The sequence below is a fragment of the Brevibacterium sp. BRM-1 genome, from assembly GCF_026802075.1.
Classification (GTDB): Bacteria; Actinomycetota; Actinomycetes; order Actinomycetales; family Brevibacteriaceae; genus Brevibacterium; species Brevibacterium rongguiense.
Genome location: NZ_CP113788.1, coordinates 912,290 through 930,021 on the forward strand (window position 1 = coordinate 912,290; position 17,732 = coordinate 930,021).

Here is a 17,732-nt window from a genome sequence, read left to right on the forward strand (position 1 = left end):
GCGCAGAACTCTACGCTCCCGGCGTGGTTCCTGGGCTGGGCGGCCGCGGGGTCCTATCGTGGAGCGCGTGACTGCGCCCTCAGAGCTCAAGCGGATCCCGGCGGACTTCGACCGGGCCGCCGCCGTGCTCCGCGAAGCCGTGAGCACCCCCCACGTGACGATTGCGGAGATCCCCGCGCCCGGCAGGCTGGCGCCGTGGGCGCTGGCCCTGGGCGCCGAGGTCTTCGCCGGCCCCGCTGCCCCGCCGGCCGGGGCGCACCCCGCCCCGGTGGCCGCGCCCACGGGGCCGGTGGATGCGGGCGAGGACGAGCCGGACGAGCTCGCCACCGGGCGCATCGTGGTCCTCTACGACCCCGCCGCCCCCGCGGAGTGGGGCGGGGCCTTCCGCATCGTCAGCTATATCCGCGCCGAACTCGAGCGCGACCTCGGCCACGAGGCGATGCTCGGCTCCGTAGCCTGGTCATGGCTCACGGAGGCTCTCGAGGACGCCGAGTGCGAGGCGCTCAGCATGGGCGGGACGACCACCCGCGTGCTCTCGGAGAGCTTCGGCACGCTGGCCGAGCGCCCCTCGACCATCGACCTGGAGATGCGCGCCTCGTGGACGCCGGTGCTCGCGGCGCCCGAGCGGATCGGCGACCACCTCGAGGCCTGGGTGGCGCTGCTGTCCACGGCGGCCGGCCTGCCGCCGCTGCCCGCCGGCGTGACTCCCCTGCCGGGGCGCCGCCGGTGAGCTCGAACCGCGTCGACGAGTCCCTGCCGCTGCTCGAGCGCCCCGCGGGCGGCGTGCCCCCCGTCATCGACACCGCCGAGGGCATGGCCGCCGCCGCGGCCGCCCTGGCCGCCGGCACCGGTGCGGTGGGCGTCGATGCCGAGCGCGCCTCGGGCATCCGCTACGGGGGCCGTGCCTTCCTCATCCAGCTCAAGCGCGCCGGGGCCGGCATCGTCCTGCTCGACCCCGAGGCGCTGGGCGACCTGAGCCCCATCGACGCGGCGCTGCGCGGCACGGAGTGGATCCTGCACGCGGCGACGCAGGACCTGCCGTGCCTCGCCGAGGTGGGCATGCGCCCCGACCGCCTCTTCGACACCGAGCTCGCCGCCCGCCTGCTCGGCACCGCCCACTTCGGCCTCGCCTCCCTCGTGGGCGAGTTCCTGGGCGTGCGGCTGGCCAAGGAGCACTCGAACGTCGACTGGTCGGCCCGCCCGCTGCCGGCCGACTGGCTGGCCTACGCGGCGCTCGACGTCGAGCTGCTCGACGAGCTGCGCGCGGCGCTGGCCCAGCGCCTGGCCGACGAGGGCAAGTCCGAATTCGCCCGCCAGGAGTTCGAGCACCTGCGCGGCTTCCGCCCCGCCGAGCACGCGGAGCCGTGGCGGCGCACCCACGGGCTGGGCGCCCTGAAGTCGCGGCGCGCGCTGGGCCGCGTGCGCGCCATGTGGGCCGTGCGCGACGACCTCGCCGAGGAGCGCGACGTGGCGCCCAGCCGCATCGTCGCCGACCGCATGCTCATCGCCTACGCCCAGGCGAACCTGCGCTCGGCGGCGGATCTGCAGCGCATGCGCGGGCACAGGCGGCCCACCCCGGCCGATGCGCGGCTGCTCTTCCACGCCCTCGCCGCCGCGGACAAGCTGCCCGATGAGCAGATGCCCCCGCGCCGCGCGCCCGATGACCGGCAGCCCGGGGGCCGCGTCGACCGGGAGGTCGTCAAGGACCGCCTGGGGCGGATGAAGGCCGCCGTCGCGCAGGTCGCGGCCGAGCTCGGCATGGCCCACGACGTGCTGCTGACCCCGCGCTACGTCAAGGCCCTCGCGGCGCAGCCGGAGGTGGGCGACGCCGAGGCGGTGGCCGCGTTCCTCACGGCTCAGGGCGCCCGCCCGTGGCAGGTCGAGCACACGGCCGCAGCGCTCGCCGCGGCGGGCGCGTAGCGGCCGCGGCGAGCAGCGGCGGGCGCGTAGCGGCGGGCGCGGCGCTCCCGAGCCGAGTTCGGGCGGTGGGGCCTCAGACGGCCCGCGTCGAGGCGCGCGCGGCGCGCCGCTGCACCTCCGCGGGGAGCATGCGCACGATCGACTCCACCATGTCCGCGACATCGAGCCCGGCGTAGCCGAGCACCTCCCCGCGGGTGCCGTGGGGCAGGAACTCGCCGGGCACGCCCAGCTCGACGACCCCGGTGCGGGTGTCGTCGTCGCGTAGGTCCTGGCGGATCTGGGAGCCGATGCCGCCCGTGCGCACCCCGTCCTCGATGACGGCCACGAGCGCGTGCTCGGAGCCCATCCGCAGCACGGAGCCCGGCACCGGCAGCACCCAGCGCGGGTCGAGCACCGTCGCGCCGATCGAACGGCGGGCGAGCTCCGCGCGCACCTCGAGGGCGCGCTCGGCCAGCGCGCCCACGGACACGATGAGGACGTCGTCGGCCAGCTTCTCGGCGGGCCGGGCGAGGATGTCCGCCCCGTCCGGCGTGCGCTCGAGCGCGGGCACCTCGGCGCCCACGGTGCCGCGGGAGAAGCGGACGACGGTCGGGCCGTCGTCGACGGCGATGGCCTCGTCGAACTCCTCGCTCAGGCGCTGGGCATCGCGCGGGGCGGCCAGGCGCAGGCCCGGCACGATGCGCAGCATCGCCATGTCCCACACGCCGTGGTGGCTGGCCCCGTCCGGTCCGGTGACGCCGGCGCGGTCGAGGACGAACGTCACGCCCTGCCGGTGCAGCGCGACGTCCATGAGGACCTGGTCGAAGGCCCGGTTGAGGAACGTCGCGTAGAGGCAGACCACCGGGTGCAGCCCGCCGTAGGACAGGCCGGCGGCCGAGGCGACGGCGTGCTGCTCGGCGATGCCGACGTCGAAGACCCGCTCCGGGAACTCCGCGGCCATCGCCGCGAGGCCCACCGGGATGAGCATGGCCGCGGTGATCGCGACGAGGTCCTCGCGCTCGCGCGCGGCCGCGACGATCGCCTCGGAGAACACGGACGTCCACGAGGCCCCCGCCGCGGGCTGGGCCTTGCCGGTGCGCGGGTCGATGACGCCCACCGCGTGGAACTGGTCGGCGTCGTCCTCGAGCGCGGGAGCGTACCCGTGGCCCTTCTGGGTGATGGCGTGGACGATCACGGGGCCCTGCGCGTACTCACGGGCCCACGTGAGCGCGCGCTCGAGCGCGACGAGGTCGTGCCCGTCGACCGGCCCGACGTACTTGATGCCGAGCTCGTCGAACATGCCCGTGGCCGGCGCCGAGGACCCGGATCCGCCGGCGGCGCCGACGACCATGTCCTTGAGCCCGCGCTTGACGCCGTGCATGGCGGTGTAGGCGGCGCGGCCCGGCGAGCCGGACTGCTGGAGCCGGTCGCGGCCCCAGCTCAGGAGCTTCTCGTAGCCCGGGCGGGTGCGCAGGAAGTCCAGGTGCTCGGCGAATCCGCCCACCGTGGGCGCGTAGGAGCGGCCGTTGTCGTTGACGACGATGACGAGGCGGCGCGGGGGCGTCGAACGGTCCGCGGCGATCGTGTTGAGCGCCTCCCAGGCCATGCCGCCGGTGAGCGCGCCGTCGCCCACGACGGTGACGACGCTGCGCTCGGCCTCGCCGCGCAGCTGGTGGGCCTTCGCGATGCCGTCTGCCCAGGACAGGGCCGCCGAGGCGTGCGAGTTCTCCACGACGTCGTGCTCGCTCTCCGCGCGCGAGGGGTAGCCGGACAGGCCGCCGCGCTGGCGCAGCGTGTCGAACCGGGCGGCGCGGCCGGTCAGCAGCTTGTGCACGTAGGACTGGTGGCCGACGTCGAAGAGGATCGTGTCGCGCGGGGAGTCGAAGGCGCGGTGGAGCGCGGTGGTGAGCTCGACGACGCCCAGGTTCGGCCCCAGGTGGCCGCCGGTCCCGGCGACGCTCGTGATGAGGAAGTCGCGGATCTCCTTGGCCAGCACCTCGCATTCGGCGCCGCTGAGCGCCTTGACATCCTCCGGTCCGGAGATGTGCTCCAGGAACGTCACCCGTGCCTCCTGCCTGCCGGCGCCGGCTCGCTGGGTCCGGCGCGCTGCATGTCGGTCGGGGTCCAAGTTTAGCCGCCGTTCGCCCGGTGTTCGCCCGCGGCGCCCCACCGGCGGGGCGCCGGTGGGGTGCCAGCGGGGTGCCTGGGAGGCGACCGGGGGGCCACCAGAGTGCCCGCGCGGCGGCTCCGCGAGCGGCGAAGACGCCCGGAGCCTGTGCCGCCTCCGGTGGCCGGATGCGGCACCATGGAGGGATGTCGACAGCTTCCGCCTCCCCCGCCCAGGCGACCAGCGCCTCGGGCGCGGCGGTGACCTTCGCCCGCCGTGTGCGCGCCGCCCAGCTGCTAGCCGCGGCCCTCATCCTCGCGGTCTTCGCCGCCGCGGCGGCCGTCCTCGTCGCCGGCCGCCCCGATGCCCCGGTGACGGGTGTCGAGGTCGAGGACTCCAGCGGCCTCCTCGACCCCACGGGGATTCGGGAGGCCGCGTCCGGGCTGCGCGCCTACCGGCCCACGCGCATCGTCGTCATCGCCGACCGCGGCGCGGCCGGCCAGAACCTCAACGAGAAGACGCTGTCCTGGGCGCGCGCGCACCCCGACGCGGACCTGCTCAGCGCGGACGGCCGGGTGTGGGCCGATGGCGTCTTCCTCATCGCGCTCTCCGTCACCGCCGACGGCTCCGCGGGCTCCGAGCCGCACGGCGACATCGGCGTCTACATGGGCGAGGACCTCAAGGTCTCGAACGGCGCGCAGCGCGACATCCAGGATGCGGGCAAGGACGCCTTCCGCGAGCGCAACTGGACGCAGGGCATCGTCGACACCGCCCGCGCGGGCACGGGCCTCCTGGCCCGGCCGCTGTGGGCCAGCCCCGCCCTGGCCGTGAGCGTCGCTGTGATCCTCGCGTGCCTGCTCGCGTTCAGCGCCTACCTGCTCACCGGGCTGCGCCGGCGGTTCGGGCAGGCGGCCGTCGCCTTCGACGACGGCACCCGCGACATCGACGAGCGCGCGCGCAGCACCGAGTTCATCCCCGATGCGGGCTTCGGCGCCCACGTGCGCGCCGCCGCCGCGGACCTGCTGCGCCGCTACGAGAGCCTGCTCGGGCTGCGCGATGCGATCGCCTCCACCCCCATCGTGGCGCTCGGCGGGCTCAACCCCCGCCTGCGCCGGCGCATCCGCACCCTCGAGGCGGACACGGCGCAGCTGCGTACTGAGGCGCGGATGGTCGAGCGCTCCGCGCGCCTGTACGGCCGCGACGAGGGCTGGCAGGCGGTGTGGAGCGAGGAGGTCGACGAGACCCGCACGTTCCTGCGCTCGGCGCTCACGGACTCCGCGATCCGGTTCCGCGCCTCGGATGCGGCCCGGATGGACCTCGCGGAGTTCGCCCAGGAGGCGCTCGCCGAGCTCGAGGAGATCGAGACCCGCGGCATCACCGGCTCGGCCGCCGAGGTGGATGCGGGCCTCGTGCGCATCGGCCAGCTGCGCGCGCAGCTGAGCCAGCGGATGAACCGGATCCTCGAGGAGACCCTGCCGGCCGATGCCCGCCAGGCCAAGTGCATCCGGGAGGGCATCGAGCAGCGCCGGCGCCGGGAGGCCGAGCGCAGCTCCTCGCTCACGGGGTTCGTCGATCGCGGCTCCGTGTTCGTCCCCACCGCCTACGCCGCTGGCTGGAGCATCGGCATGCAGAACTACCAGAGCGCCCAGTCCCCCGGCTCCGCCGGGGTGAGCGGGGGCGGCTACACGACCGGCTACGGCGGTTCGGCCGGCGGCTTCAGCGGCGCCGGGAGCTCCTCGAGCTTCTGAGCGGCCGGGCCGGGCCGCTGAGCGGCCGGGCGACTGGGCAGCCGGGCGCGGGGATGGCCGGGTGCCTGAGCCCCGGGGCCGGGCCAGCGCGGCGGTAGCATGCGGCCATGAGCGAACCGCCTGCCGCCGCCCGTGAAGCCACTGCCCACGATGAGCCTCGCCGCGATGCGCCCGATCCCGCCCGGCCGGCGGGACCAGACGGCGCGGACGAGGTCGATGCCCCGGGCGGCGTGGACGCCCTGGGGCGCCTGTGGCCGCCGTTCGGACTGCGGATCGTCTCCCCGCGGCTCGTGCTGCGCCTCGTCCGCGAGGCCGACTTCCCCGCCTACGTCGCGGCCGCCGCCTCCGGTGTCGTCCGCACCGCGCGCAACCCGTTCGCCCACGCCTGGAACGAGCAGCCGCCGGCGGAGCTCGCGCGCAGCTCCCTGCCGTGGCTGTGGTCGAAGCGGGCGGCCGTGGGCCCCAACGACTGGTACCTGTTCCTCGCGGTGTTCCTGCGCGACTCCGACGGCGGCGAGGGCCGTCTCATCGGCATGCAGGACGTGGGCGCCCGCGACTGGCCCGTGCTGGCCACGGTGACCTCGGCCAGCTGGCTGCGCGCCGATGAGCAGGGCAACGGCTACGGCAGCGAGATGCGCGCGGCCATGCTGCTGTGGGCCTTCGACCACTTCGGCGCCGCCTTTGCCGAATCCGGCGCCTATGACTGGAACGCGGCCTCGCTCGCCGTCTCCGCCACCCAGGGCTACGAGCGGGTGGGCACCACGCGGGTGGTCGACGCCCACGGCACCGCCCCGGAGACCCAAGTCGAGCTGCGCCTGGCCGCCACGGACTTCCGCCGCCCGGAGTGGACCGTGCAGGTGCGCGGCAGCGCAGAACTCGCCGCCTTCTTCGCCGGCGAGCCCCCGCCCGCAGCGAACGACACCGCGGCCGGCGGCACCGCGGGCGCACCCGGCACCGAGGCCGCACCCGGCAGCGCCTGAGACCCGCGGAAGCGGTTGAGGCCAAGCGCCGGAGCGCGAGCCGGCGGCCTGATCCCGCGGGGGCACAGCCATACCCGCACGCGCGAAGGGCGCCGGGGAGTCTGACTCCTCGGCGCCCTGCGCGCATGCGGTCCGGCACTGCCGGACGGGCCAGCTCAGTCGATGAGCGAGCGCAGCACGTACTGCAGGATGCCGCCGTTGCGGTAGTAGTCGGCCTCACCCGGGGTGTCGATGCGCACGACGGCCTCGAACTCGGTCTTCGTGCCGTCCTCCTTCGTGGCGGTCACGGTGAGTGCGGCGGGGGTACGGCCCTCGTTGAGCTCCTCGACGCCGGCGATGTCGAACGTCTCCGTGCCGTCGATGCCCAGGCTGTCGGCGGATTCGCCGGCCGGGAACTGCAGGGGCAGGACGCCCATGCCGATGAGGTTCGAACGGTGGATGCGCTCGAAGCTCTGCGCGATGACCGCGGAGACGCCCAGGAGCTTCGTGCCCTTGGCCGCCCAGTCGCGCGAGGACCCGGAGCCGTACTCCTTGCCGCCCAGGACGACGAGCGGGATGCCCGCCTCCTGGTAATTGACCGACGCATCGTAGATGGTGGTCTGCGGGCCGCCGTCCTGCGTGAAGTCGCGGGTGAAGCCGCCCTGCACGCCGTCGAGCAGCTGGTTCTGCAGGCGGATGTTGGCGAACGTGCCACGGATCATGACCTCGTGGTTGCCGCGGCGCGAGCCGTAGGAGTTGAAGTCCTTGCGCTCGACGCCGTTCTCGATGAGGTACTTGCCCGCGGGCGTATCGGCCTTGAACGAGCCGGCCGGCGAGATGTGGTCGGTCGTGACCGAGTCGCCGAGCTTCGCGAGCACGCGGGCGCCGGAGATGTCGCTGACCGGCTGCGGCTCGCGGTCCATGCCCTCGAAGTACGGGGGCTTGCGCACGTAGGTCGACTTCTCATCCCACTCGAAGACCTTGCCCTCGGGGGTGTCGAGCTGCTGCCAGCGCTCGTCGCCGTCGAAGATCGTGCCGTACTCCTCGTGGTACATGTCCGTCGAGATCGACTCGTCGATGACGGACTCGACCTCCTCCGGGGAGGGCCAGATGTCCTTGAGGTAGACCTCGACGCCGTCCTCGTCCTTGCCCAGGGGCTGGTGGTCGAAGTCGAAGTCCATCGTGCCGGCCAGCGCGTAGGCGATGACGAGCGGCGGGGAGGCCAGGTAGTTCATCTTCACGTCGGGGCTGATACGGCCCTCGAAGTTGCGGTTGCCCGACAGCACGGCGGTGACCGAGAGGTCCTCGTCCTGGATGGTCTGCGAGATCTCCGGCTCGAGCGGGCCGGAGTTGCCGATGCACGTCGTGCAGCCGTAGCCCACGATGTAGAAGTTCAGCGCCTCGAGGTCCGGGACGACGCCGGCCTTCGTGTAGTAGTCCGTGACGACCCTGGAGCCGGGGGCCACGGAGGTCTTCACCCACGGCTTGGAGGTCAGGCCGCGCTTGCGGGCGTTGCGGGCCAGCAGGCCCGCGGCCATCATGACCGAGGGGTTCGAGGTGTTCGTGCACGAGGTGATCGAGGCGATCGCCACGGCGCCGTTCTTGAGCTCGAACTCGCGGCCGTCGGGCATCGAGACCTCGGCGGACTTCTCCTCCTCGCCGGTCTTGGCGTAGTTGTGGATGTCCTTGGCGAACTGCGACTTGGCGTCGGAGAGCTCGATGCGGTCCTGGGGGCGCTTGGGCCCGGAGATCGAGGGCACGACGGTGGAGAGGTCGAGCTCGAGGTACTCCGAGTAGGCGACCTCCTCGTCCGGGTTGTGCCACAGGCCCTGCTCCTTGGCATAGGCCTCGACGAGGTCGAGCTGCTCCTGGGAGCGGCCGGTCAGGCGCAGGTAGCCCATCGTGACCTCGTCGACGGGGAACATCGCCGCGGTCGAGCCGAACTCGGGGCTCATGTTGCCGATCGTCGCGCGATTGGCCAGCGGCACGGCGGAGACGCCCTTGCCGTAGAACTCGACGAACTTGCCCACCACGCCGTGCTGGCGGAGCATGTCGGTGATCGTGAGCACGACGTCGGTGGCGGTGACGCCCGAGGGGATCTCGCCGGTGAGCTTGAAGCCCACGACGCGCGGGATGAGCATGGAGACCGGCTGGCCGAGCATCGCGGCCTCGGCCTCGATGCCGCCCACGCCCCAGCCCAGGACACCCAGGCCGTTGACCATCGTCGTGTGCGAGTCGGTGCCGACGAGGGTGTCCGGGTAGGCGCGGGTCACGCCGCCCACCTCGCGGGCCATGACGACGCGCGCCAGGTACTCGATGTTGACCTGGTGGACGATGCCCATTCCGGGCGGGACGACCTTGAAGTCGTCGAAGGCGGTCTGGCCCCAGCGCAGGAACTGGTAGCGCTCGCCGTTGCGCTCGTACTCGATGTCCATGTTGCGCTGGATTGAGTCCTCGGAGCCGAACGAGTCGATCTGCACGGAGTGGTCGATGACGAGCTCGGCCGGGGCCAGCGGGTTGATCTTCGCCGGGTCGCCGCCGAAGCCGTCGACGGCCTCGCGCATCGTGGCGAGGTCGACGATGCAGGGCACGCCGGTGAAGTCCTGCATGACCACGCGGGCGGGGGTGAACTGGATCTCGACGCTCGGATCGGCGTTCGGGTCCCACTCGGCGAGGGCGCGGATGTGCTCCTCGGTGATGTTGGCGCCGTCTTCGGTGCGCAGGAGGTTCTCCAGCAGCACCTTGAGGCTGTACGGCAGCTTCTCCGAGCCCTTGACCGCGTCGAGGCGGTAGATCTCGTAGGACTTGCCGCCGACTTCGAGGGTGCTCTTCGACCCGAACGTGTCGACGTTGCTCATCGTGAATCTCCTGTTCGTCTGCTCGCGATACCCAGCGCCTGCGCCGATTTAAACAACGTTTGTGTGCCCTAAAGTATCTTGACGTCAAGGTAAATCTTACCGCATCGCCCCGCGCGAATCCAACGAACGCGCGCCCTGGGCGGGTCCCGGTGCGAGGGCGCGCGCGGGCAATTACGCAACACCGCGCGCACGCTGGGAAGACTGCCGTTTCCGCCGCCGAGGCGCGGGCCGGCCGGGCGTCCGCACCGGCGCCGGACGGCCGGTCTTGCAGGGGCCCCGAGGGGCTCAGCGGGCGAAGACGGCCACCGTCTCCTGATGGGCGGTGAGCGGGAAGAGGTCGTGGGCGGCGAATGATGCCAGAGCGAACCCGCCCGCCGCCAGTCCCCGGGCATCGCGGGCGAACGTCGCCCCGTCGCAGGAGACGTAGACCAGGCGCTCGGCCGGCGAGGCGAGGATGGCCTCGACCACCCGCGCGCCCAGCCCCGCGCGCGGCGGGTCGACGACGACGGCCTGCGCCTCCGGCAGCCGCTCGAGCGATTCGATGCGGGCCGCGGCGAACGTCGCGGCCGTGCCGTTGGCCGCGGCGCTGTCGCGGGCGGCGGCGATCGCGGCCGCAGAGCCCTCGATGCCGTGGACGCGCACGCCGGGCTGCGCCGCCAGCCGCACGGAGAACAGGCCGGCGCCGCAGTACAGGTCGAGCACGGACCCGGCCCCGCCGGCGGCCGCTGCGACCGCATCGGCGAGCACCTGGGCGGCGTCGCGGTGGACCTGCCAGAAGCCGTCGCCGCGCAGCCGAAAGCGCAGGGGCGCACCCTGCGCCCCGGTCACCTGCTCGGCCACCCGGCCGTCGCCGGCCAGGAGCTGCGGGTCCGCGGCGGCGCCCGAGCCCCGGCCCCGCGCGCGGCCGCGACCGCGGCCGCCGCGATTGCGCTGCCCGCCGGCGCGCGCGAACAGGCTCCACTCCCCCTGCGCGCGCCCCAGGGCCGTGCGCACCGCCGTGAGCGCGGGAGCGGAGGGCGCACCGCTGACGATGACCGCCCCGGTCGGCTCCGGCCCGCTGCCCACGGCCATCTCGACGCGCTCGGCGCCGGGCAGGGAGAGCCGGTGGAGGCCCAGCGCCTCGAGCTCCGGCACGGCCAGGGGCAGGGTGGCGACCGGGACCACGTCGTGCGAGCCCGCGGCATGGGCCCCGGGTGTGCCTGCGGGATCCACGGCCAGCTGGACGCGCGTGCGCCACCCCAGCCCGGCCCGCTGCGCCGCGGGCGCGCCGGCGGGCGCCGCCGCCTCGGCCGCGGCCTCCCCGGGGGCCGGAATGAGGTCGACCGGCACGTCGATGCCGCCGATCCGGCGCAGCTGGTCGCCCAGCGCCGCGGCCTTGAGCGCGCGCGAGTGGGCCAGCTCCACGTGGGCGAACTCCATGCCGCCGGCGCCGGCGGCGCCGAGCGCCAGCCGCCGGTCGGGCACGCGGTGCGGGGAGGCCTCGAGCACCTCGAGCACGGCGGCCCTGGCGAACCCGCGGCGGACCTCGTGCACCCGCGCGCGCACCTCCTCGCCCGGAATAGCGCCGGAGACGAAGACGACGCCGTCCGGTGTGCGCGCGAGCGCCTGGCCCCCGGCCGCACTCGCCTCGGGCCTGAGCACGAGCTCGGCCCCCACGCTCAGCCCGCCGGGCGCGGGCGCATCCGCGGGCCCGCTCACCGCATGGTCCCCAGGACGTCCTCGTCGATGTCGCCGCTGCGGGCGACGAGCGCCTCGCGGTTGCGGTCGAACGAGCGCAGGCGCCACGGCACGCTGGCCACGACGACGTTGGGCACGAAGAGCAGCCGGGACTTCAGGCGCAGCACCGTCTGGTTGTGCAGGATGTTCTCCCACCAGCGGCCCACGATGTACTGCGGGATGTAGACGATGACGAGGTCGCGCGGCGAGCGGCGCCGGATCCGCGCGATGTAGTTCATGACCGGGCGCACGAGCTCGCGGTAGGGCGAGCCGAGCACCGTGAGCGGCACCGGCAGCGCCATCTCGTCCCAACGCCGCTGCAGGCGCTCGGCCGCCTCCTCGTCGACGGCCACGCAGATCGCATTCACGTAGGTGGGGCGCGTGGCGCGGGCGTAGGCCAGCGCGCGCAGCGTGGGCTTGTGGATGGCCGTGACGACGACGACGGCGTGCGTGTTCGCCGGCAGGGTGCGCGCGGTCGTGTCGTCGGGGCTGGCGCGCAGTTCGGCGTCCACGCGGGCGTAGTGGCGCCGCACGAGGCCCATGAGGGCGTAGAGCACGACCATCGCGGCCACCGCGATCCACGCGCCGTGGGTGAACTTCGACACGAGCACCACGAGCAGCACGGCGCCCACGAGGCCCAGGCCCAGCGCGTTGACCGCGCGCGCGGCCATCATGCGCCGCCGGGCGGGCCCGGAGACGATCCGCCGGATCCGCCGCGACCAGTGCCTGACCATGCCCAGCTGGCCGAGTGCGAAGGACAGGAAGACGCCCACGAGGTAGAGCTCGATGAGATCCGTGGCGCGCGCCTGGAAGCCGAGGACGAGGACGACGGCGGCCGCGGAGAGCAGGAGGATGCCGTTGGAGAACGTCAGGCGGTCCCCGCGGGTGGCGAGCTGGCGGGGCACGAATCCGTCGCGCGCCAGGCGGGAGGCCAGCCCCGGGAACCCCTCGACGGCGGTGTTGGCGGCCCCGAGGAGCACGAGCGCGGTGACGATGACGACGATGAGCGCCAGCGCGGGCGCACCGGAGAAGACGGCCCCGGCGATCTGGCCGATGACCGGGTCCTGATCCGCGTGGGCCACCGCGGTGCCGCCCGGGCCGGCGAGCGAGTGCGCGGGGTCCGCGACGAACTTCACCCCCAGGCGGGCGGTCAGCCAGGTCAGCCCGATGAGCATGCCGGCCGACAGCAGGCCCGTGAGCAGCAGCGTGTTCGCGGCGTTGCGCCCGCGCGGCTTGGCGAAGTTCGGCACGGCGGTCGCGACGGTCTCGATGCCCGCAACCGCCACCGAGCCGGAGGAGAAGGCGCGTAGCACGATGAAGGCGGCGGCCGCGCCGTGCAGGGGCCCGGGCTCGCCGTCCGGGGCGATGACGCTCAGTCCGCTCGTCGCGGCAGTGGGCACGTCCCCGCTGGCCACGCGCACGATGCCCACGATGATCGTGGCGATGACGGCGGCGAGGAAGAGGTAGGTGGGGATGGCGAGCACCCGCCGGATCCCGCGCCAGCCGCGCAGGCCCACGACCGTGACGACGAGGATGCCGAGGATCGCCACCTCGACCCGGAACGGCTTGAGGGCCGGCACCGCGGTGCCCACATAGCTTGCGAAGACGGTGAGCGAGACGGCGAGCGTGAGGACGTAGTCGACGAGCAGGGCCGCGGCGACCGCCCGCCCCGCCCGCGTGCCGAGGTTGCGCGAGGCGACCTCGTAGTCACCGCCCCCGCCCGGGTAGGCGCGCAGGTTGAGGCGGTAGCACAGGACGAGCACGAGGATGACGGCGCCCACTGCCAGGCCGATCCACGGGGAGGCGGTGAGGGCCACCGCGCCGCTGAGCGAGAGGGCGAGGAGGATCTCGTCCGGGGCGTAGGCCACGGAGGAGAGCATGTCGGAGGCGAAGACGGGCATCGCGATGCGCTTGGGCAGGACTTCGCGTCGGAACCGGTCACTGCGGAACGGGCGCCCGACGAGTAGTCTTTTGACGGCATCAGAGAAACCCACGACAGCCCATCGTAGATCACCCGGGAAGGGATGGCCCCCGCATGCACTTCGTCGTCATGGGCTGCGGTCGCGTGGGCGCCTCGCTGGCGCGCTCGCTGGACTCCTACGGGCACTCGGTGTCCGTCGTCGACCAGAACCCGGACGCGTTCGTCCGGCTGGGCAAGGACTTCTCCGGCTCGACGATCACGGGGCTGGGCTTCGACCGCGACACCCTGACCCGGGCCCGCACCGGCGACGCCTACGCGTTCGCCGCCGTCTCGAGCGGGGACAACTCGAACATCCTCGCCGCCCGCGTGGCGCGCGAGACGTTCGGCGTGGCCAACGTCGCCGCGCGCATCTACGATCCGCGCCGCGCGCAGATCTTCGAGCGCCTGGGCATCCCCACCGTCGCCACCGTGCGCTGGACTGCCGACCAGATGCTGCGCCGCCTCATCCCCCAGGGCGCGGCCACGGAGTTCCGCGACTCCTCCGGTCGGATGGTGCTCGCCGAGGTGCACCTGAACCCGGACTGGATCGCCCGGCCGGTGGCCCAGATCGAATCCGCCGTCGAGGCGCGGGTCTGCTTCGTCACCCGCGCGGGCGAGGGCCTGCTGCCCAAGCCCGGCATGCTCGTCCAGGAGGGCGACCTCGTGCACCTCATGTGCGCCCAGCCCGACCTCGAGGAGATCGTGCGCGCGCTCGACCAGCCCATCGAGGAGGACGCCGAATGAAGGTCGTCATCGCCGGCGCCGGCTCCGTGGGCCGCTCCGTGGCCCGCGAGCTGCTGGGCAAGGGCCACGAAGCGCTGCTCATCGACCGCAGCAAGGACGCCATCCGCCGCGACCGCGTGCCGGGTGCCGCGTGGCTGCTCGGCGACGCGTGCGAACTGGGCGGCCTCGAGGACGCGGACCTCGCCCGCGCCGATGTCGTCGTGGCCGCCACCGGGGACGACAAGACCAACCTCGTGCTCAGCCTGCTGGCGAAGACGGAGTTCGGCGTGCCGCGCACGGTCGCCCGGGTGAACAACCCGCGCAACGAGTGGCTCTTCGACGCGAACTGGGGCGTCGACGTCGCGGTCTCCACCCCGCGCCTCATGACCGCGCTCGTCGAGGAGGCCGTCGAGGTGGGCGGGCTCGTCCACCTGCTCAGCCTGGAGCGCGGGCGGGCGACGCTCATGGAGTTCACCGTCCACCACACGGCCTCCGTGGAGGACCGGCGCGTGGGCGACATCACCTGGCCCGCGGACTCCGTGCTCGTGGCGATCGTGCGCAGCGGCCGGGCCTTCGCCCCCACAGCCGACGACCTCATCGTGGGCGCCGACGAGCTCTTCTTCCTCGCCGCGCCGGAGGGCGAGGCGCGGCTGCGCACGCTGCTGGGGGCCGAGGAGTCGGAGGCCGCACCCGAGGCCGACCGGCGGGCCGACGACGACGGCGCAGACGACTCCAGCGAAGGCAACGGCGGAGAAGGCGCAGACGGCGCGGCCGAGGTGCCCGCCGACCTCGAGGAGGCCGGGGGCGACGCCGAGCGCGCCTAGCGCCGGCGTCCGCACAGGTCCGCGCCGGGCAGCGCCCGCGGGGCGCGCCTGCCGCCCCGCCGCGTGCCTACAGCCGTTCCGCGGAGCGCTCGACGAGCTCGTAGGCGGGGTTGAGCAGGCGCAGCCGGCCGCCGCGGTCGCAGCAGCGGCCCGTCACGACGATGACGCGGCCGGGGGCGATGCCGGGGATGTCGCGCCGGCCCAGGAAGCGCGCCTCGACCGAGCCCGTGCCGTCGCTGACGACCACATCGCAGCGCGGCGCCTCCTCGGCCACCGAGCGGGTGACCGAGGCGATGACGCCGGCCAGGCGCACCGGCTCGCGAGCGGCCGCGGCGCCGATCGCGCAGCAGTCCGGCAGGCTGGAGCGGCGCCGGTCGTCGCGCTCGGCGGCCTCCTCGGTGGACCCGAAGCGCTCGAGCAGCGCCCGGAGGGAGGCCACTCAGCGAACCTCGGTGATCTCGGGGCCGCGCTCGAACGGATCGAAGCCGTCGTCGTCCTGCGCGTCGGCCTCGGGCTCCTCGCCCACGTTCGGCGGGGTGATCGGCAGGACCTCGCGCGGGGGCATGGCCTCCGTGCCGCGCTCGACGATGATGCCCCGGAAGACCTCGACGAGGGCGGCGCGCACCTCGTCGTCGACCGCGCCGGCCCCGCCGAGCACGCCGCGCAGGAACCAGCGCGGACCGTCGACGCCCAGGAAGCGCGCGGGGCGGAACCCCTCGTTGCCCTCCTCGTCGACCGCCGGGATCTTCGCGATGAGCTCGGTGCCCACAGCGGTGTAGAGCTCGCGCGCCTCGCCCCCGGCCGCGGCGATGTTCTGCGCGATCTGCTCGCGCACCTCGCGCCACAGGCCCTCGCTCTTCGGGGCCGCGAAGGCCTGCAGCTGCAGGCTGCCGCCGGCGTGGATGAGGGAGACCGCCATGATCTGCCCCGAGTCTTCCTCCGCCTCGAGCTGGATCTGCATGCCGTCGATGACGGGCACGCTCAGCGCGCCCAGCTCCAGGCGGTTGAGCTCCGGGTCCGCATCCTCCTGGGCGTCCCAGGGCCCCGCCTCCAGGCGGTCGAGGGGCGCCTCCTTGGCGAACTCGTCGTCGTCATCCGCATCGGCGGCTGCCTGGGCGGCCCGTGCGGACTGCGCACCGCCGCCCGGTGCTGCGGCGCCCTGCTCCGGCGCGTCCTCGGCTGCGGAGTCGTCGGGTGCCGCGGAGCCCTCCTCGGCTGCGGAGTCCTCGACGGCCGGGTTCTCCTCGACTGCCTCGGGCTGTGCGCGGCGCTTGCGGCGGCTGAAGATGCCCATCGTGGTGCCTCCTGTGTCTGCTTGCCTGTGGTCTTCGTGGGTGCTGCGCGGCGCTGGGCCGCGGCCGGGGGGCGGCTGCGCTCAGGCGCGCCCGAACCCGCCGGTGGAGCCGAACCCGCGCGCTCCGCGCTCGCTGGCCTCCAGGTCGCCGACGACTTCGAAGTGCGCGTGGGCCACCGGCTGGACGACGAGCTGGGCGATCCGGTCGCCCCGCGAGATCGCGGCCGGCTCGTGCGGGTCGAGGTTGATGAGGGGCACGCGGATCTCGCCGCGGTAGCCGGCGTCGATCGTGCCCGGCGCGTTGACGAGCGTCACCCCGTGCCTGCTCGCCAGGCCGGAGCGGGGGTGGACGAAGCCGGCATAGCCCGCGGGCAGGGCGATCGCGACCCCCGTGGGCACGGTGCGCCGCTCGAACGGCTGGAGGACGAAGTCCTCGCCGGAGCACAGGTCCGCGCCCGCATCGCCGGCACGGCCGTAGGCGGGCAGCGGCAGGTCCGGATCGAGGCGCTTGAGCTCGACGCTCACGCTGTTGGTCGTCACGTGTCCGGACTCTAGTCTTCCCCGCCCGCGGTTGCCAGCGCGTGCGGGGCGCCCGTGGGACAATGGGGCCATGGCACCGCAGACTCACACGGGATCGACCGTCCGCTACTCCGAACGGCTGGGCCCCACCCCCGCCTGGTGGTTCGTCGCCGCGGTGCTCGCGGCCATGACCGCGGTCATGGTCTATCCGGTCTGGCACTGGGGCGGGCTCATCGTCCCGCTCATCACGTTCGCACTGCTCGTGCTCGCGCTGCGCGCCACCATCAAATCGGTCGTCGTCACCGATCGCGAGCTCTACGCCGGGGTCGCCCACATCGAGCGGGCGCTTTTGGGCGAGGTCACGCCCCTGGACAAGCAGCAGGCGTTCGAGGCGCGCGGCTTCCGGCTCGATGCCCGCGCGTTCCTCATGACCCGTCCGTGGATCGGGCCCGCCGTGCGCATCGACATCGCCGACCCTGCCGATCCGACCCCGTACTGGATCGTCTCCACGCGCCGCCCCGAAGAGCTGGCGGCCGCGCTGCGCGGCTGAGGCCAGCCGGCCGGCGGCGCCGGGCGGCGCATTCCCGGCCGGCAGTGCCCGGCTCCATCCTCCCCGAGCGCAATCGAACCCCCTTCCGCGGAAGGGGATTCGCCGTTATCGGTGGTCGCTGCGCCGCTGCGCCCGGGCGCTCAGCCCGCGCAGTCGGTGCAGATGAGCACCCCGCCGTTGTCCTCGGCCAGCTGCGAGCGATGGCGCACGAGGAAGCACTCCATGCAGGTGAACTCGTCATTCTGCTTGGGCAGCACGCGCACGGAGAGCTCTTCGTTCGACAGGTCCGCACCGGGCAGCTCGAAGCCCTCGGCCACCTGCGCCTCGTCCTCGTCGACCTGGCTCGCCTGCTGCTGGTTGCGCTGAGCCTTGAGCTCCTCGATCGAGTCGCTGCTGAGTTCCTCGTCCTGCTTGCGCGGGACGTCGTAGTCTGTTGCCATCTGCCCGGATCACACTCCGCATTCTCTGGTGGTGCACTTGCGGTGAAAGGGCCCCACCGCACAACTTCCCTCGCATTGTCCACTACAGCACCGCATGTGGCAAGGGCTTTTGCCGAGCAGTTTCCGCACCCGCCG

Annotated in this window: 15 protein-coding genes; 7 read left to right on the forward strand and 8 right to left on the reverse strand. The window is 73.8% G+C overall.

The features are described from left to right. Nucleotides 1-67 precede the first annotated feature (67 nt). Complete coding sequence (locus BRM1_RS04030) at nt 68-730, forward strand: DUF3000 domain-containing protein (RefSeq protein ID WP_268528532.1); 663 nt, start codon at nt 68-70, stop codon at nt 728-730. Then, nucleotides 727-1,920, forward strand: coding sequence for an HRDC domain-containing protein (locus tag BRM1_RS04035; protein WP_160954149.1), 1,194 nt, complete (start codon nt 727-729; stop codon nt 1,918-1,920). Before BRM1_RS04030 ends, BRM1_RS04035 begins: the two co-directional genes overlap by 4 nt. 73 nt (nt 1,921-1,993) lie before the next feature. Here the strand turns inward: BRM1_RS04035 and dxs are convergent, their stop codons facing one another. After that, nucleotides 1,994-3,961 carry a 1-deoxy-D-xylulose-5-phosphate synthase gene (gene dxs / locus BRM1_RS04040; RefSeq protein WP_268528535.1) on the reverse strand — a complete coding sequence of 656 codons (1,968 nt, stop codon included), beginning with the start codon at nt 3,959-3,961 and terminating at the stop codon, nt 1,994-1,996. 251 nt (nt 3,962-4,212) lie between these two features. Between dxs and BRM1_RS04045 the strand changes: the two genes are divergently transcribed. Both BRM1_RS04045 and BRM1_RS04050 read left to right on the forward strand, forming a co-directional pair. Beyond that, nucleotides 4,213-5,754, forward strand: a complete 1,542-nt coding sequence (locus BRM1_RS04045; protein ID WP_268528538.1) for a DUF5129 domain-containing protein — start codon at nt 4,213-4,215, stop codon at nt 5,752-5,754. A gap of 107 nt (nt 5,755-5,861) precedes the next feature. After that, nucleotides 5,862-6,734 (forward strand): GNAT family N-acetyltransferase, encoded by an 873-nt coding sequence (locus BRM1_RS04050; RefSeq protein WP_160954146.1) that lies wholly within the window; start codon nt 5,862-5,864, stop codon nt 6,732-6,734. A 155-nt stretch (nt 6,735-6,889) separates the two neighbouring features. Here the strand turns inward: BRM1_RS04050 and acnA are convergent, their stop codons facing one another. From acnA to BRM1_RS04065, 3 genes are all read right to left on the reverse strand, one after another. Beyond that, nucleotides 6,890-9,571 (reverse strand): aconitate hydratase AcnA, encoded by a 2,682-nt coding sequence (gene acnA / locus BRM1_RS04055; protein WP_268528540.1) that lies wholly within the window; start codon nt 9,569-9,571, stop codon nt 6,890-6,892. Nucleotides 9,572-9,856: 285 nt separating this feature from the next. Then, nucleotides 9,857-11,269: a class I SAM-dependent RNA methyltransferase gene (locus BRM1_RS04060; protein ID WP_268528542.1), complete on the reverse strand. Its 1,413-nt coding sequence runs from the start codon at nt 11,267-11,269 to the stop codon at nt 9,857-9,859. Beyond that, nucleotides 11,266-13,281: an APC family permease gene (locus tag BRM1_RS04065; protein ID WP_326958020.1), complete on the reverse strand. Its 2,016-nt coding sequence runs from the start codon at nt 13,279-13,281 to the stop codon at nt 11,266-11,268. The genes BRM1_RS04060 and BRM1_RS04065 overlap by 4 nt, the downstream gene beginning before the upstream one ends. 41 nt (nt 13,282-13,322) lie before the next feature. Here BRM1_RS04065 and BRM1_RS04070 point away from each other — a divergent pair, with 41 nt between their 5' ends. After that, nucleotides 13,323-13,991, forward strand: coding sequence for a potassium channel family protein (locus tag BRM1_RS04070; RefSeq protein WP_160954163.1), 669 nt, complete (start codon nt 13,323-13,325; stop codon nt 13,989-13,991). Then, a complete protein-coding gene (locus BRM1_RS04075) occupies nt 13,988-14,794 on the forward strand; it encodes a potassium channel family protein (protein ID WP_268528546.1) in 807 nt (268 codons plus the stop codon). Before BRM1_RS04070 ends, BRM1_RS04075 begins: the two co-directional genes overlap by 4 nt. A 67-nt stretch (nt 14,795-14,861) precedes the next feature. Here the strand turns inward: BRM1_RS04075 and BRM1_RS04080 are convergent, their stop codons facing one another. The 3 genes from BRM1_RS04080 to dut form a co-directional block, all read right to left on the reverse strand. Continuing rightward, nucleotides 14,862-15,233 (reverse strand): OB-fold nucleic acid binding domain-containing protein, encoded by a 372-nt coding sequence (locus BRM1_RS04080; protein ID WP_160954165.1) that lies wholly within the window; start codon nt 15,231-15,233, stop codon nt 14,862-14,864. Beyond that, nucleotides 15,234-16,088, reverse strand: coding sequence for a DUF3710 domain-containing protein (locus BRM1_RS04085; protein WP_268528549.1), 855 nt, complete (start codon nt 16,086-16,088; stop codon nt 15,234-15,236). It abuts the gene before it with no gap. Nucleotides 16,089-16,169: 81 nt separating this feature from the next. After that, nucleotides 16,170-16,628 (reverse strand): dUTP diphosphatase, encoded by a 459-nt coding sequence (gene dut, locus BRM1_RS04090; RefSeq protein WP_268528552.1) that lies wholly within the window; start codon nt 16,626-16,628, stop codon nt 16,170-16,172. Nucleotides 16,629-16,698: 70 nt separating this feature from the next. Between dut and BRM1_RS04095 the strand changes: the two genes are divergently transcribed. Then, the gene (locus BRM1_RS04095; protein WP_268528555.1) at nt 16,699-17,157 is read left to right on the forward strand and encodes a DUF3093 domain-containing protein; all 459 of its coding nucleotides are present in this window, start codon (nt 16,699-16,701) and stop codon (nt 17,155-17,157) included. A 140-nt stretch (nt 17,158-17,297) separates the two neighbouring features. On the opposite strand, the gene BRM1_RS04100 is transcribed toward BRM1_RS04095, so the two are convergent. Continuing rightward, nucleotides 17,298-17,597 (reverse strand): DUF4193 domain-containing protein, encoded by a 300-nt coding sequence (locus tag BRM1_RS04100; RefSeq protein WP_160954169.1) that lies wholly within the window; start codon nt 17,595-17,597, stop codon nt 17,298-17,300. Nucleotides 17,598-17,732: the final 135 nt, after the last annotated feature.

What these genes read in the sequence shown, in the direction of transcription:
- BRM1_RS04045 (WP_268528538.1), top strand. Translation starts at nt 4,213, where the DNA reads ATGTCGACAGCTTCCGCCTCCCCCGCCCAGGCGACCAGCGCCTCGGGC.
- BRM1_RS04075 (WP_268528546.1), top strand. Translation starts at nt 13,988, where the DNA reads ATGAAGGTCGTCATCGCCGGCGCCGGCTCCGTGGGCCGCTCCGTGGCC.
- BRM1_RS04070 (WP_160954163.1), top strand. Translation starts at nt 13,323, where the DNA reads ATGCACTTCGTCGTCATGGGCTGCGGTCGCGTGGGCGCCTCGCTGGCG.
- BRM1_RS04100 (WP_160954169.1), bottom strand. Translation starts at nt 17,597, where the DNA reads ATGGCAACAGACTACGACGTCCCGCGCAAGCAGGACGAGGAACTCAGC.
- BRM1_RS04085 (WP_268528549.1), bottom strand. Translation starts at nt 16,088, where the DNA reads ATGGGCATCTTCAGCCGCCGCAAGCGCCGCGCACAGCCCGAGGCAGTC.
- BRM1_RS04050 (WP_160954146.1), top strand. Translation starts at nt 5,862, where the DNA reads ATGAGCGAACCGCCTGCCGCCGCCCGTGAAGCCACTGCCCACGATGAG.
- acnA (WP_268528540.1), bottom strand. Translation starts at nt 9,571, where the DNA reads ATGAGCAACGTCGACACGTTCGGGTCGAAGAGCACCCTCGAAGTCGGC.
- BRM1_RS04095 (WP_268528555.1), top strand. Translation starts at nt 16,699, where the DNA reads ATGGCACCGCAGACTCACACGGGATCGACCGTCCGCTACTCCGAACGG.